The organism is Candidatus Magnetaquiglobus sp. (assembly GCF_058402785.1).
Genome location: NZ_JBZVFG010000010.1, coordinates 87,352 through 101,548, shown reverse-complemented (window position 1 = coordinate 101,548; position 14,197 = coordinate 87,352). Strand labels below are relative to the sequence as shown.

The following is a 14,197-nucleotide window of genomic DNA, read 5'->3' as shown; positions in this document are numbered from 1 at the left end:
AGGGGTCAATTCTTCGTGTCGTCAGGGGGTCAGTTTCTCATGTCGCCTGACACATGATGGGGGGAGAACCCCCTCAACCGCGGATCTCCTTTACGGGAGGTCCACGGTAAAAAGGCCGCGTGACCTCCGTCGCGCGGCCTTTTTACCGTGGATCACGGGAGATTTGCGGTTGTGAGCGTTGCCAAGCGGTTCGCGAGGAGAGGGGTTGCCAGAGGAGTCGGCTGTTTCAGAGGCTGTTTGGCAAATGCCAGACAGCCGACGCGGGCCATTCAGGGACCGCCAAATTGCGCGGCCATTTGAGAAGCACGAATCGATTGTTTCGATTCGTGCAGCTGATTCATTCCTGGAAGCACCAAACAGCCTCTCAAGGATGGAATCCATGAAAAAAGCCGGTCGGAGTGGATCCGCCGGCTTTTTCTCCCAGGGTTCGATGGGGGGATGCGTGTGGTGGGCCTGGGACGTGGGCTCACCCGTGGTGCGCCATTTCGGGGACCACGGTGCTTCAGGCGCGTGGGGTGGGAATCAGCGACCCCACTTCACCTGTTGCAACTGGTTGGCGAGATAATCCTTTTCCGCCTGGGTGAGGAACTGATTGAACAGACCTCCATCCTGGGGACGCACAGGCAGGGGAGTCATCGTACCCTGGGAAACGGGCCGGATCTGGGCCGGTTTCATCATGGCGGCGAGGTGCGCCGGCGTAATGGTATTGGACATGGGAGCGATCTCTCTTTGCATGGTGTTGAGTAGGGGTTGTGGCTCCAGGCCTGAGCGCTTAATCCTTATGCACCTTTTATGCCATGCCAAAAAAGAGCTTCATTTCATTTAAGAAAGTTTGAATCTCTCCTCCGGTTTAAGAAAGTTTCCCACAACAGTATTTGTATTTTTTACCGCTTCCGCAAGGACAGACGGCGTTTCTTCCGACCTTCTCCCCGTCGCGACGGAATGGGGTGTGTCCGTCGTGGGCGCTCTCTTCGTCATCGTCCAGGGGTTCCGCGCTCGGGTGGCTCATGGAAAGTTGACGATCCCGGGCCGCCGCCCGTTCGGCCTCCATGCGCTCCACCTCGTCGGGTTGACGCACCTCGACACGCGCCAGAACCTCGATCGATTCTGCCTTGATGCGGGTCAAAAGATCGTCGAACAGGCCGAATGCTTCGCGCTTGTATTCGTTCAAGGGATCCTTCTGGGCGTAGCCGCGCAGATGGATCCCCTCCTTGAGGTGATCCATGTTCAACAGATGCTCTTTCCAGAGGGTGTCGAGCACCTGCAACAGGATCGCCTTCTCCAGGTAGCGCATCAGCGGCGCGCCCATGGCGTTTTCGCGATGTTGGTTGTAGGCTTCGATCAGCTCCCAGGCCCGCTCGCGCACCACCTTGGCCATGACCCCGGACTCCTCCTTCCAGGTGGCGACCGGCACCAGCACGTTGAACTGCTTGCGTGCCGCGTCGGTGAACTCCTGGACCTTCCAATCCTCGGCGTAGGACTCCTCGGGAATGTGCGTTTCCATCAAGATATCCAGAAGATCGCCGCGCATGTCCTGGATGTATTCGGCGATCTCGTCGGCCTCCATCAACTCCTTGCGCTGCTCGTAGATCGCGCGACGCTGCTCGTTCATCACGTCGTCGAACTTCAGGAGATTCTTTCGGATGTCGAAGTTGCGCCCCTCGACCTTCCGTTGTGCCGACTCGATCGCCTTGTTGATCCACGGGTGAACGATCGCCTCGCCCTCCTGGAGCCCGAGTTTCTGCAACATGCCATCCATGCGCTCCGAACCGAAGATGCGCATCAGGTCGTCCTGCAACGACAGATAGAAACGGCTCGAACCGGGATCACCCTGGCGTCCGGCGCGACCGCGCAGCTGGTTGTCGATGCGGCGCGCCTCGTGGCGTTCGGTGCCGAGGATGTGCAGACCGCCCGCGGACAGCACCTCGAGTTTTTCGGTGGCGCATTCGGCGCGGATCTGCAATTCGAGTTTTTCGCGCTCTTCCGGGGTAGCGGTTTCCGGGATTTCCGACTGGATGCGCATCTCCGGGTTGCCACCCAACTGAATGTCCGTGCCGCGTCCGGCCATGTTGGTGGCGATGGTGATCGCCCCCTTGCGACCCGCCTGGGCCACGATCATCGCTTCGCGTTCGTGGTGCTTGGCGTTGAGGACGTTATGGGGAACCTTCATTTGTTTCAGGCGTTTGGCGAGATCCTCGGACTTCTCGATGGAGACCGTGCCGACCAGAACCGGTTGGCTGCGCTGCCGACAGTCGAGGATCTCGTCGATGATCGCCTTGATCTTCTCCTCGTGGGTGCGGAACACCACGTCGTCGGCATCCTTGCGGATCATGTCGCGGTTGGTGGGGATGATCACCACCTGGAGGTTGTAGATCGATTGAAACTCCGAGGCCTCGGTGTCGGCGGTACCGGTCATGCCGGCCAGTTTGGCGTACATGCGGAACAGGTTCTGGAAGGTGATCGAGGCCAGGGTTTGGGATTCGTTCTGGATCACCACCCCCTCCTTGGCCTCGAGGGCCTGATGGAGGCCGTCGGAGTAGCGGCGGCCCGGCATCATGCGACCGGTGAACTCGTCGATGATCACCACTTCGCCATCCTTGACGATGTAGTCCCGATCTTTCTCGAACAGGGCGTGGGCGCGCAGCGCCTGATGGACGTGATGTACGATATCCACGTTGTGGACATCGTACATGTTGCCATCCTTGATGATGCCGCGCTCCTTGAGGATTTGTTCCACCCGTTCGTTGCCCTCTTCGGTGAAGATCACGGTGCGGGCTTTTTCGTCCAGGGTGAAGTGGCCGTCGCGGGAGAGCAGGGGGATGATCCGATCGACCTTGTAGTATTTATCCGTGTTGTCTTCGGTGGGGCCGGAGATGATCAGCGGGGTGCGCGCCTCGTCGATGAGGATCGAGTCCACCTCGTCCACGATGGCAAAGTTGAACGGGCGTTGGCACATGTCCTCCAGGGAGAACTTCATGTTGTCGCGCAAGAAGTCGAAGCCGAATTCGTTGTTGGTGCCGTAGGTGATGTCGGCCCGGTAGGCGTCGCGGCGCTCCTGGTCGTCGAGACCGTGGATGATGATGCCGGTTTTCATGCCGAGGGCGGCGTAGATTTTGCCCATCCAGGCGGCGTCGCGGGTGGCCAGGTAGTCGTTCACCGTCACCAGGTGGGCCCCCTTGCCGGACAGGGCGTTGAGATAGAGCGGCAGGGTGGCGACCAGGGTTTTGCCTTCGCCGGTTTTCATCTCCGCGATCTTGCCCTGGTGGAGCACGATGCCGCCGACCAGTTGCACGTCGAAGTGACGCATGCCGGTGGTCCGTTTGCTGGCCTCCCGGACTGCGGCGAAGGCCTCGGGCAGCAGATCGTCCAGGGTTTCCCCCTCGGCGAGCCGTTTCTTGAAGAGTTCGGTCCTGCCCTTGAGTTCGTCGTCGCTCAACCCCGCGAAGTCCGGTTCCAGGGCGTTGATCTTCTGGATCAGGGGGTTGAGGGTTTTCAAGTAGCGGTCGTTGCTGGATCCGAACAGCTTGCGGACAATGGCACCAAACATGGGAAGGGCATCCTTACAATAAAGACTTGGGTATTCGCGACTGGGAAAAATTTTGTGAACATATCACGTTGGATTGGTTAAGGCAACCGTGACGCGCCAAGCATGCGACGTATACGTTGCGCTGGCAACGCGGCCTGGTTTGAAGTACACTTGAATCGTGGTGGATGGCACTTGGCACCGGAATAAGGAAACGCGTCATGTTGATTCAGGAATTGATGAAGCAGATCGAGTTTTTCTGGGATTTTACCCAGGAGGAGCGCCAGGCGCTGATCTCGGCGGAGAGTTTTTTCAATACCTACCAGGATGGCGAATTCCTGGTCACCGAGGGGGACGAGGACGATTCGTTGTTCGTGATCCTGAAGGGGGAGGCCAAGGTAGTGCGGCGGGATTTTCCGGACCGGATCCTGGCCACCCTGGAGGCGGGCGCGGTGGTGGGCGAGGTTTCATTTCTGACCCGGCGCAAGCGCACCACCAACGTGATCGCCTTTGGCGAGACCACGGTTTTCCGCATCGACTCCTACAGCATGACCCGCGAGCATCTGGATCAGGCGTTGCAGACCAAGATCAAGAATCAGCTCATCGAGATCCTGGTGCGACGTCTGGATGATGCCAACAAGGCGCTGGCCAGTCAGAAGGAGGCCAACCTCGCCTTGACCAAGGCCCTGCGCGAGCAGGTGATCGGCCAGCACGCCTGAATCGGGATCACCCGGTCCACAGCCGCCGGAGCCGGGATCACCCGGTCCAGCCGTCCGGCCAAAGCCAGGCCGCACCGCGCACCCCGCTCGAATCCCCGTGTCTGGCCTGGACCAGCCGGGTGCGCGGATGGTTGGCGAAGACGTGGGGCCTCCAGAGGCGTGGCACCTCCGCATAGAGTTCCCCCAGATTGGACAACCCGCCGCCGAGCACCACCACATGGGGGTCGAGGATGTTGATCACCATGGCCAGGGCGCGCGCCAGCCGTTCCGCGTGGCCGGTCAGCACCGCCCGCGCGGTCGCATCGCCGGTTTTCGCCCGGCGTTCGATCTCATCCGGTTGGCATGACAGACCACCCGCCTCCCGGTATGCCCGACTCAACCCCGGCCCGGACAGAAAGGTCTCGATGCACCCCCGACGACCGCAGTAGCAGGCCGGGCCGGGCAGTTCGCCGGCTTGCGGCCAGGGCAGGGCGTTGTGGCCCCATTCGCCGGCAATCGCATTCGGGCCGGCCAGGAGTTGCCGGTTGAAGGCGATGCCGCCCCCCACGCCGGTGCCGAGGATGACGCCGAAGACCAGGGGCGCACCGGCTCCCGCGCCATCGGTGGCCTCGGACAGCGTGAAGCAATCCGCGTCGTTGGCCAGCCTCACCGGGCGGGCGAGCAGCGCGGCGAGATCCCCGGCCAGATCCTGGCCGATCAGACAGGTGGAGTTGGCGTTCTGGATCCATCCGGTGACCGGCGACACGGAGCCGGGAATGCCCACTCCCACGGGAATCGGCGTGGCGAGTCCCAGTTGCGCTTCGGCGTCGGCCACCAGGGCGCGCATGGTGCTCAGGGTGGCCGCATAGTCTCCCTGGGGGGTGGGCGCGCGGCGACGATGGCGAATCGTGCCGCCCGCGTCGAGGGCCACGATCTCGATCTTGGTTCCGCCCAGATCGATGCCCAGTCTCATGGCGCTCCCAGAAAATCGCGGATCAGCCCGTTCACCTCCGCGCTTTTTTCCAGAAAGAAAAGATGATCGGTCTCGTCGATGATCCGGGCTTTGGCATTCGGGATGCGGCTGGCCAGCATCTGGGCGTTGACCGACGGGACCACCAGATCGAGGGCGCCGGAGAGGATCAGGGTCGGCATGGTCAACCGTTCCAGGGGAACCGGTTCGGAGGCGAAGAAACGGGCTACCGCGTCGTATTGCAGCAACACCTGGGCGCTCTCCGGCTCGAAACGCAACCGGTGTTCGAGGATGTAGGCGTGGGTGTCGGGATAACGGTTGAACAGAAACGGACAGAACGTTTCGGAGAGCGCGGCCCGGACCCGTTCTTCGCGGCGCAGCATGTAGATGGCGCCGATCTGTTCGCGGCTGAGCATCGGGAAGAGCCCCTTGAAGGCCGGGTCGTTGGCGCTGGTACACATGAGCACCAGCCGTTCGACCCGTTCCGGATGGCGCGCGGCGATCAACTGGGCGATGAATCCTCCCATGCTCAGGCCGATCAGCGCGAAGGTTTCGTGTTCGAGCTGGTCCATGAGGGCGATCGCGTCCCCGGCCAGATCGTCGAGGGTGTAAGGCTGGGTGGCGGGCGGGGAGAGGCCCATGCCACGGTTGTCGGGCAGGATGGAGGTGTGGCGGTCGGCGAGGGTCTGGGCCAGAGGGCGATACATCCAGTTGCCGCTGGCGAATCCGGAGATGCAGAGAATGGGCGGGCCGTTGCCCAGGCTGTCCCAATGTCCGTTGAAGGTTTTTTTCATGGAGAGGTCGTTGGATTGGGGGTTGTGGATTCCGGGTGTGGCGTCGCAAGGTTCAGGGTTCGATTCTTTGTCATCGCGCATTGAGCTTTGCCGCCGGACCAGGGACAATCATGCCATGTCATTGTAAGGGATTCCCGGGCCGGATTGCACGCGCGATCCGGCATTCTCGAGCGTTGGAGTGGGCATGATTCGTCTGTTCTGGTTTTCTGTGTCGTTGGTGGTGATGTTGAGTGGCTTGTTGATCCTGCGCGGCGGCGTGCCTGCCGGGGAGGGGCCCAATGCCGGCTGGCGCGCCTGGCTGTTGGGGGAGGATGCGCGTCGGTCCCGGGACGAGGATCGGGTCGCGGCGCTCGAAGTCGGGCAGCGTCACGGCCAGGAGGCGCTGCTGGCGCGGTTGGATGCCGCCGAGTCGGAGCTGCACGCGTTGCGGAGTCGGGTCGAGAAGCTGGAGTCCCTGCCCGGATCCGTCGAAAGGCGCCTGGAGAGCGGCGCGCTGGTGGTCCGGCAGGATGACAAGGGGTGGCGCATCGCCAATCTGTTCCAGCGCGAACGGGAATTCCGCGAACGGGTCACCTTCGAGAAGGGGTTCGCGGCCCCACCGCGGGTGATGTTGGGGGTGGTGGGCATGGAGCCGGGTCAGGAGCGGCTCCATTTCCAGCTTTCGGTCGAGGGGGTGGATGCGGCGGGCTTCACGCTGCTGGTGATGACCCGTGCCGAGGAGCGCCCCAGGGAGTTGCGGGTCGGTTGGTCGGCGTTTGGGGAGTAGGACCGTCACCCCACACCGGTGACGGTCCCTGGAAACGGCTCGAGAGGGGGAAGGGTCATGCCCCCTCTTTTTTCGTCTTCTCCTGGCCTGGGAACAGAAACGACGCCAGCACCCCGAGTCCCAGCACGCCGGCCACGATGGTCAGGCTGGTGGACGGCGAAATGTGGATCCCCGGCCAGTGGAAGATTTCGTTGGAGGCGCCCATGGCCAGCTTCAAGGCGATGTAGAACAACAGCACGATCACCGCCTTGCCGAGATGGACCAGCATGCGCACCATCGCCGCCAGCACGTAATACAGCGCCCGCAGTCCCAGCACCGCGAACATCATCGCGCTCCAGACCAGGATCGGCTCCTGGGTGACCGCCACCACCGCCGGCACGCTGTCGAACGAAAACATCACGTCGGTCATCTGCACCACCACCAGACACAACAACGCCGGCGTGGCGTAGCGGTTCATGCCGGCCTGATAGCGGATCGTGGGGTCGCGTTCGGCCTCGGTCCGTGCCGTGGTCCCGTCGATGAACAGATGCAGACCGTTCAGACGCGGGAAGACAGGAAAATGTTTTTCGGTCCAGCGCACGGACCAGTGGTGGGAGTAATCGACCATCTCCTCGTCGCCATCGTCGGTGGTGAGCATTTTCCAGGCGGTCCAGCCGACGATGGCCGCGAAGACGAATCCCACCCACGGCGACCAGGCGAACAGGGCCGTGCCGATGGAGGCAAAAACGATGCGGAACACGATCGCGCCCAGGATGCCCAGGAACAGCACGCGGCTTTGAATGGCCCCGGTGATGTTGAAGTTGTTGAAAATCACCATGAAGACCATGAGATTGTCCAGGGAGAGCGATTTTTCCAGCACGAACCCGACCAGGAAAAGATCGGCGAAGCGTTTGTCGAACCGTTCCCAGAGATAGACGTAGAACAGCATGGCCATGGCGATCCAGAAGAGGGTCCAGCCCGTGGCCGCCTTCAGCGACATGGTGTCACTCTTTTGAAAGACGTTGAGATCCAGGGCCGCCGAGATGGCCACCACGCCGGTCAGGATCAACAGGATTTCCAGGGGGAAGCCAATATGTTCCATTGTCGTTGTCAGTCCATTTGAGGGGCTTGAGGGGGAAGAGGCGGCATCGGTGTCACAGGGTTTGAATCAGCAGGCCATCGCGCAGCTTGGGTTCGAACCAGGTGGATTTGGGGGGCATCACGTGACCGGCATCGGCCACGCGCATGAGTTCGTTCAAGGCGGTGGGATGCATGGAGAAGGCCACGGCCATCTCGCCTGAATCGACCCGTTGTTTGAGTGCCTCCAGGCCACGGATGCCGCCCACGAAATCGATGCGGGTATCCTTGCGCGGATCGCGGATCCCCAACAGGGGCTCCAGAATCCGCTCCTGGAGGATGGTGACATCCAGGCAGCGCACCGGATCGGCCTCGAGTTCGGGCTCGAGGGCGACCTTGATGCGAAACCAGCGATCTTTCAGGTACATGCCGAACTCATGGCGTGAGCCGGGCTTGACCGGTTGGGAGGCCGGGGCCAGGGTGACGCGGGGCAGGGCGGCGATGCGATCCAGGAAGGAGGCTTCGTCGAGACCGTTGAGATCGGTGACCACGCGGTTGTAATCGAGAATGCGCACCTGGGTATCCGGAAAGGTGACCGCAAGAAAGCAGCCGTGGGGCGCGTCGGGAGACGGATCCTGGTCACGGCGGGCCAGATGGATCCGCGAGGCGGCGGCGGCGCGGTGGTGACCGTCGGCGATGTACAGGGCGGGCAGTCGCTCGAAGGCGGCGGAGAGGGTTTCGATCACTTCCGGATCGTCCACCCGCCACAGGGCGTGCCGGATCTGGTCATCGGCCCGGAAATCGCAGTACGGGGCATGGGTCTGGATCCAGGATTCGGTTGCCGTCTTGATGGCCGGATCGTGGCGGTGGGTCAGAAAGACCGGGCCGGAGTGGGCATCGAGCGCGTCGGAGAGACGGGTGCGGTCGTTCTCCTTGTCGGGTCGGGTGAACTCGTGTTTCTTGATGCGCCCCTCCAGATAGGCGGCCACCGAGGCGACCCCGGCGATGCCGGTCTGATCGCATCCGTTCATGGTCAGCCGGTAGATGTAGTAACCGGGCGATTCGTCGCGGGTCAGGATCCCGTCGTGCCGGAAGCGGTCGAAAAGCGCCCGCGCGGTGGTGTAGACCCGTTCGTCCGTGGCCGGGACCGACGGTTCCAGGTTGATTTCGGCCTTGGAGACCCGCAGAAAGGAGTCGGGATTGCCGTCCGCCATCCGGCGCGCCTCGTCGCTGTTCAGGACATCATAGGGGGGCGCGGCCACGCGCGATTCCAACCCGGCGCGCGGGCGCCAGGCACGAAAGGGGTGCAACAGAGTCACGACGATTCTCCGGATAATTGACTGATCTCTTTTTGAATGGTCTCTTCCATCAGCCGCAGGGCCGAGCCCAGACGCGGCCAGAGTTCCGCGGCCCGGCGCAACTCGCCCGATTTTCCGGCCTGTTCGATCTGGAAAGCCAGGGTATGGACCTCGACGCGACCAAAGGCGCCGGTGGCCCCTTTCAGGCTGTGGGCGGCCTCGCGGACCTCGTGGGCGTCCCCGTTGGCCAACCCCAGTTCGATGCGCGCCATCTGACGCGGGGCGTCGGAAAAATAGAGCGAGGAGATTTCACGCAGCAGGTCGAGGTCGAAGTCCACGGTCTTGAGCAGACGGTCCATGTCCACGATCACCCGTTCGCCATCGGCCTCCAGCGCGGCGGGCGGCGCGGTGTCACCCTCGGCGGGAATCGAGAGCAGGCGCTCCATCTCCGAGAAGAGCACCGCGGCCCGGACCGGCTTGGCGTGATAGCCATCCATGCCGACCTCCATGGCGTGGCGTTGATCCTCTTCGCCGAGGAGTGCCGTCACCGCCAGGATCGGCAACCGTTTCGCGCCGCTGGTCGCCTCGCGGCCACGGATTTCGCGGGTGGCCTGGAAACCGTCCATCACCGGCATGCGCAGATCCATGAGCACCAGATCCACCGGCAGGCGTGCGAGTTGATCCACCGCATCCTGGCCGTTCTGGGCCACCTCGACCCGATACCCCTGTTGCAGCAACAGGCGGGTCATGAGTTTCTGGGTGAAGGGGTTGTCCTCCACCAGCAGCACCAGCGGTCGGGCCTGGGCAACGTGCAAGGCGGGTTCGGCGGGACGTTCGCCCGGCGCGGTCGGCGCGACGGTTGTCTCCGCGCCCCCCAGGAGGATCAGCAGCGCGCCGACCGCCTTGTGGATATACCGCAAACGCTCCCTTTGCAAGTCGGTCAGGGTGGTCTCGAGCAGCAAGTTCACCTGCTCGGCGATCTCTGCCGCCAACTGCCGTCCCCCGGCAATTTGATCCATGTCTGCCAATCGCGCGAATCCTTAACTTGAGTCGGTCAGGGGGGGGCTTCCGGACCACGACCGGACAGCCGACACTTAAAAAGTAGCGATGAAACTCTCCACATTCTTGAACGCGCTTTCCAGATGGGCCAGGGTACGGCGCGTCTCTTCCCACTCCAGGCCACGCGTCGCCTGCTCCATGACCCGCACCAGATGGGCCATGGCCGAGACTCCCATGTTGGAGCAGGCCTCCTTGAGTTCCATGGCCGCCTCCCGGACCCGTTCCCCATCCTCTTTTTGGATCATCTCGGCGAGCTTGTCCAGGAGTTCCCGCGCCGAGGGGCGGAAATGGTGCAGCAACTCCCGGATCATCTCGTCGTCATCTCCGAAAAGTTGTCGCAACTGGGAGATTTCCACCGGCGGTGGCGCGCCGATGCTCTTGGGGATCCAGTATTGCAGTTTTTGCTTGAGGGTCTCCGGCGAGACCGGCTTGGAGAGATAGTCGTCCATGCCGGCGTTGAGGCACCGTTCCCGATCTCCCTTCATGGCGTGGGCGGTCATGGCGATGATCGGGATGTGGCGCGCGGTGGACTGTTCCAGCTTGCGGATGGCGTGGGTGGCCTCGAAACCATCCATCACCGGCATCTGACAATCCATCAGCACCAGGGCATAGGGGAGATGGGAGACCGCTTCCACGGCCTCTTGTCCGTTGGAGACCGCGTGGGCGGCGTAGCCGAGTTTCTTGAGTTGCAGGAGCGCGACCCGCTGGTTGACCAGGTTGTCCTCGACCAGCAGCAGCAGATTGCCCGACTCCAGGGCGTCGTAGGCATCCGGTTCCGGGGTGCGGGTTTCGCGGCTCGGGGTGACGGTGATCGCCTCCGGGGGCTTGGGGGCGGAGTCGGGTTGGATCTGTTCGACCAGCAGCCGGATCCACTCCGCGCGGCGCATCGGCTTGACCAGTACCCCGTCGAATCCCGACTTGAGGAACCGTGCGCGCTCCTCCTTGTCCTCCCAGTCCATGAGCACGATCAGGGTCAGGGGTTGAGTGCCGGCTTCGCGGCGCAACAGGTCGGCCAGGATCTGGCAATCCATGTCCGAGAGGGCGGCGGAGAGCACCACGATCCGGAACGGTTCCTGGCGTGACATCGCCTCGCGGAAGGCGACCAGTCCCTGTTCGCCGTTGATGGTGCCGTGGTGGAACATCTCGCAGGAGTCGAAGCAGGCGCCGAGAATCTCCTGATCGGTGGTGCGTTCCATGACGGTGAGGATGCGCATGCCGGGCAGAAGATCCACGGGTTGGCCGTCGAAGTCGTCGGAGACCGGTTGCCGGGCGAGTTGGAACGGCAGACGGAACCAGAAGATCGTTCCCCCCTCGGGGCGGCTTCGTGCGCCGATCTCCCCGCCCATCAGTTCGGCCAGGCGCTTGGAGATCGCCAGTCCCAGACCGGTGCCGCCGAATTTGCGTGCCGTGCCGCGTTCGGCCTGGGTGAAGGGTTCGAAGAGGCGGTTGGTCTCCTCGTCACCCTGTTTGAGGCCGATGCCGGTATCCGCCACCGCGAAATGGACCGTCACCTGGTTGCCGGACAGTTCCTCCAGGCGCACCCGCAGCGTTACCTCTCCATCTTCGGTGAACTTGATGGCATTGCCCAGCAGGTTCAACAGCATCTGCCGCAACCGTCCGGGATCGCCATGCAACCCGCGCGGGATCTCCGTGGAGACGTGGGTCATCAGCGAGATCCCCTTGTCGTGGGCCTGGGGCGCGAGCAGTTCGGCGGCGCCCTCCACGACGGTCAACAGCGAGAAGTCGATCCGTTCGATGTCGATCTTGCCGGCTTCGATCTTGGAGAAATCCAGGATGTCGTTGATCAATGCCAGAAGGGAGCGCGAAGAGTCGCGCACGATCTCCGCGAATTCCTGCTGTTCGTCGTTGAGGGGGGTATCCATCAACAGATCGTTCATGCCGACGATGGCATTCATCGGCGTGCGGATTTCGTGGCTCATGTTGGCCAGAAACACCGACTTCAAGCGCGCGGACTCCACCGCGGCATCGCGGCTGCGCTTGATCTGCTGGATCTCCTCGAGCGGCACCGTGGCGTTGCGGAAGATCGCCATGGAACCGACGATCTCTCCCTCGCGCAGCAAGGGGGAGGTGACGTGGGAAACCGGCAGAAAGGTGCCGTCCCGGCGGATGAAGTGGTCTTCGTCCACCCGATAGGTCCGGCCCAGGAGGCTCTGATGGGCCGGACAGTCGCGAATCGAGAAGGGGGTTTTGTCCGGTCGGGTGTGGTGGATGATCTCGTGGAGGTTGCGGTGCAGGATCTCCGACTCCTTCCAGCCCAGCAACCGTTCCCCCTCCTGATTGAGCATCAGGAGTTGGCCGCGGTTGTCGAGCACGTAGGCCCCTTCGCCCATGGAATCGATGACATGGCGCAGGAACAGGAGATTTTCTTCCAGGCGGGCCGTGTTCCTGGACCGTTCGGTGATGTCCGAGGCGACGCTGATGTACTGGAAGGGGCGTCCCGCCGGGGTGAGGAACGGCACGATGGCGCAATCGAGCCAGAAGAACTCGCCGTTCTTGGCCCGGTTGCGAATTTCGCCGCGCCATGTCCGTCCGCCCTGGATGGTGCGCCACATCTCCTTGAAGAACGACTTGGGATGGTATCCGGAGTCGAACATCTTGTGGTTCTTGCCGAGGATCTCCTCGAGTTCGTACCGGCTCACCTGGGACCATTTCGGATTCACATGGAGGATGGTTCCTTCCGGATCGGTGATGCTCATCAGGAGGTGTTGATCCAGGGCGTGTTGCTGTCGTTCGAGCCGGTGGATGGTCTCCTGGAAACGGCGCGTGCGCTCCATGAGCATCGCATCGAGCCGGGTTCGTTCCATGGCGTCGCGGAAGATCCCCTGAATGGCGATCCGTTCCCCGGAGTCGTCGCGTTCCACCTGGGCCGAGAGCGACACCGGGGCCTGCTTGCCGCGCCGGCAGGTGAGAATCAGGTCGAAATCCTCGATGCGGTCGCTGGTCTTGAGGATTTGCATCAGTTCCTGGAAGTGGTCGGAATTGACGCAGAGATCCGCGAACGGTTTTCCCTGGAGATCCCCTGGCCGCTGTTTGAGGAGTTTGTGGACCGACGGGCTGATCACCTGGATGAGTCCGGTTGGATCCATGCGGAAAAACACCTCGTCCATCTGATCGCAGATGGCATGATATTGGGCGAGTTTTTCCTGGACCTTGAGGGTGTGGATCCGTTCGCGGGTGATGTCGCGCACCACCACCAGATCGCCCGGAATGGTGTTGGAGAGCAGATGGGGATGGCCGGTGAATTCGATGGCGTGGATGATTTCCCCCGTGGTCGAGGGGGGGACGAGGGGTTGTTCGATGCGTCCCAGGCGTTGACCCAGGCCGCATTGCGGACAGCGGGTAACCGGCGGCAGAGGGGTTTGGGAGGCGATGCGGCTCCACCACACCTCGGGCGATCCCCAGGGTTTGGTCAGGGCGTGCAACACGGCATCCGCGGCGTGCAGCGCGCCGCTTTCACGGATGATCCCCACGCCCGCGGGGGATTTATCCACTTCCGGGACGACGTGCGAGCCGGATGTTCCGTGTTTCATGTTGACGATCGCTCCTGATTGTCGCTTTTTTTCTTGGATATTAAGGGTTCCGCCTTTCATCCTAAAGCATAACCATCCTGACGCCGTTCGGCAACGGTTCGATGAAGATTCGTCACGCCGGGCGCGATCCGGGGTCGGATTTCAGCGGTTGGCGTTCAGGTTTTTCAGGGAGGCCAGAAAGACCTCCTGTCCCCGTTTGTTCCGTTGCGGGGTTCCGGTTTCGCCCGACGGCTCTCCGGACGATCCGCCGGCATCGGACTCACCCGGTTTGCCGCCTGGTTTGCGATTTTTCAGCGGCGGCATGAGCACGAAGGGGGTGGGTTCGGGTTGGGCGGGTTCCGGGGGTTCGGGTGGCGGGGTCATCCAGCCGGGATGGGCCGCCTCGGCGGCGCGCAGGATCTCCGCCACCGTGAGGGATGGGGGCTCGGCAGGCGCGGCTGGCATGTCCACGGACGGCATGTGGGGGGCGGTGACGGTGGGTT

10 protein-coding genes and 1 pseudogene are annotated in these 14,197 nt (G+C 62.7%); 2 read left to right on the top strand and 9 right to left on the bottom strand.

Annotated elements, in window-relative coordinates; all coding sequences use genetic code 11:
* Positions 1-522: 522 nt before the first annotated feature.
* Both ACV4UY_RS05685 and secA read right to left on the bottom strand, forming a co-directional pair.
* Entirely contained in the window at positions 523-714 is a 192-nt protein-coding gene (locus ACV4UY_RS05685; RefSeq protein WP_491606677.1) for a hypothetical protein, read from the bottom strand.
* Between the two features lie 136 nt (positions 715-850).
* Positions 851-3,547 carry a preprotein translocase subunit SecA gene (gene secA, locus ACV4UY_RS05680; protein WP_491606676.1) on the bottom strand — a complete coding sequence of 899 codons (2,697 nt, stop codon included), beginning with the start codon at positions 3,545-3,547 and terminating at the stop codon, positions 851-853.
* 197 nt (positions 3,548-3,744) lie between these two features.
* On the opposite strand from secA, the gene ACV4UY_RS05675 reads away from it, so the two are divergent.
* The gene (locus ACV4UY_RS05675; RefSeq protein WP_491606675.1) at positions 3,745-4,242 is read left to right on the top strand and encodes a Crp/Fnr family transcriptional regulator; all 498 of its coding nucleotides are present in this window, start codon (positions 3,745-3,747) and stop codon (positions 4,240-4,242) included.
* 37 nt (positions 4,243-4,279) lie between these two features.
* Here the strand turns inward: ACV4UY_RS05675 and ACV4UY_RS05670 are convergent, their stop codons facing one another.
* Both ACV4UY_RS05670 and ACV4UY_RS05665 read right to left on the bottom strand, forming a co-directional pair.
* Positions 4,280-5,194, bottom strand: coding sequence for an ROK family protein (locus ACV4UY_RS05670; RefSeq protein WP_491606674.1), 915 nt, complete (start codon positions 5,192-5,194; stop codon positions 4,280-4,282).
* A complete protein-coding gene (locus ACV4UY_RS05665; protein WP_491606673.1) occupies positions 5,191-5,985 on the bottom strand; it encodes an alpha/beta fold hydrolase in 795 nt (264 codons plus the stop codon). Before ACV4UY_RS05665 ends, ACV4UY_RS05670 begins: the two co-directional genes overlap by 4 nt.
* 184 nt (positions 5,986-6,169) lie before the next feature.
* On the opposite strand from ACV4UY_RS05665, the gene ACV4UY_RS05660 reads away from it, so the two are divergent.
* Positions 6,170-6,751 carry an H-type lectin domain-containing protein gene (locus ACV4UY_RS05660; RefSeq protein WP_491606672.1) on the top strand — a complete coding sequence of 194 codons (582 nt, stop codon included), beginning with the start codon at positions 6,170-6,172 and terminating at the stop codon, positions 6,749-6,751.
* Positions 6,752-6,806: 55 nt separating this feature from the next.
* On the opposite strand, the gene ACV4UY_RS05655 is transcribed toward ACV4UY_RS05660, so the two are convergent.
* The 5 genes and pseudogenes from ACV4UY_RS05655 to ACV4UY_RS05635 all read right to left on the bottom strand — a co-directional run.
* Positions 6,807-7,832 (bottom strand): TerC/Alx family metal homeostasis membrane protein, encoded by a 1,026-nt coding sequence (locus ACV4UY_RS05655; RefSeq protein WP_491606671.1) that lies wholly within the window; start codon positions 7,830-7,832, stop codon positions 6,807-6,809.
* Between the two features lie 52 nt (positions 7,833-7,884).
* A complete protein-coding gene (locus ACV4UY_RS05650; protein WP_491606670.1) occupies positions 7,885-9,126 on the bottom strand; it encodes a DUF1015 domain-containing protein in 1,242 nt (413 codons plus the stop codon).
* Positions 9,123-10,124 carry a response regulator gene (locus ACV4UY_RS05645; protein ID WP_491606669.1) on the bottom strand — a complete coding sequence of 334 codons (1,002 nt, stop codon included), beginning with the start codon at positions 10,122-10,124 and terminating at the stop codon, positions 9,123-9,125. Before ACV4UY_RS05645 ends, ACV4UY_RS05650 begins: the two co-directional genes overlap by 4 nt.
* A 75-nt stretch (positions 10,125-10,199) precedes the next feature.
* Positions 10,200-13,715 carry a PAS domain S-box protein gene (locus tag ACV4UY_RS05640; RefSeq protein WP_491606668.1) on the bottom strand — a complete coding sequence of 1,172 codons (3,516 nt, stop codon included), beginning with the start codon at positions 13,713-13,715 and terminating at the stop codon, positions 10,200-10,202.
* 141 nt (positions 13,716-13,856) lie between these two features.
* Positions 13,857-14,197 (bottom strand): annotated as a pseudogene (locus ACV4UY_RS05635) (hypothetical protein); the annotation flags it as partial.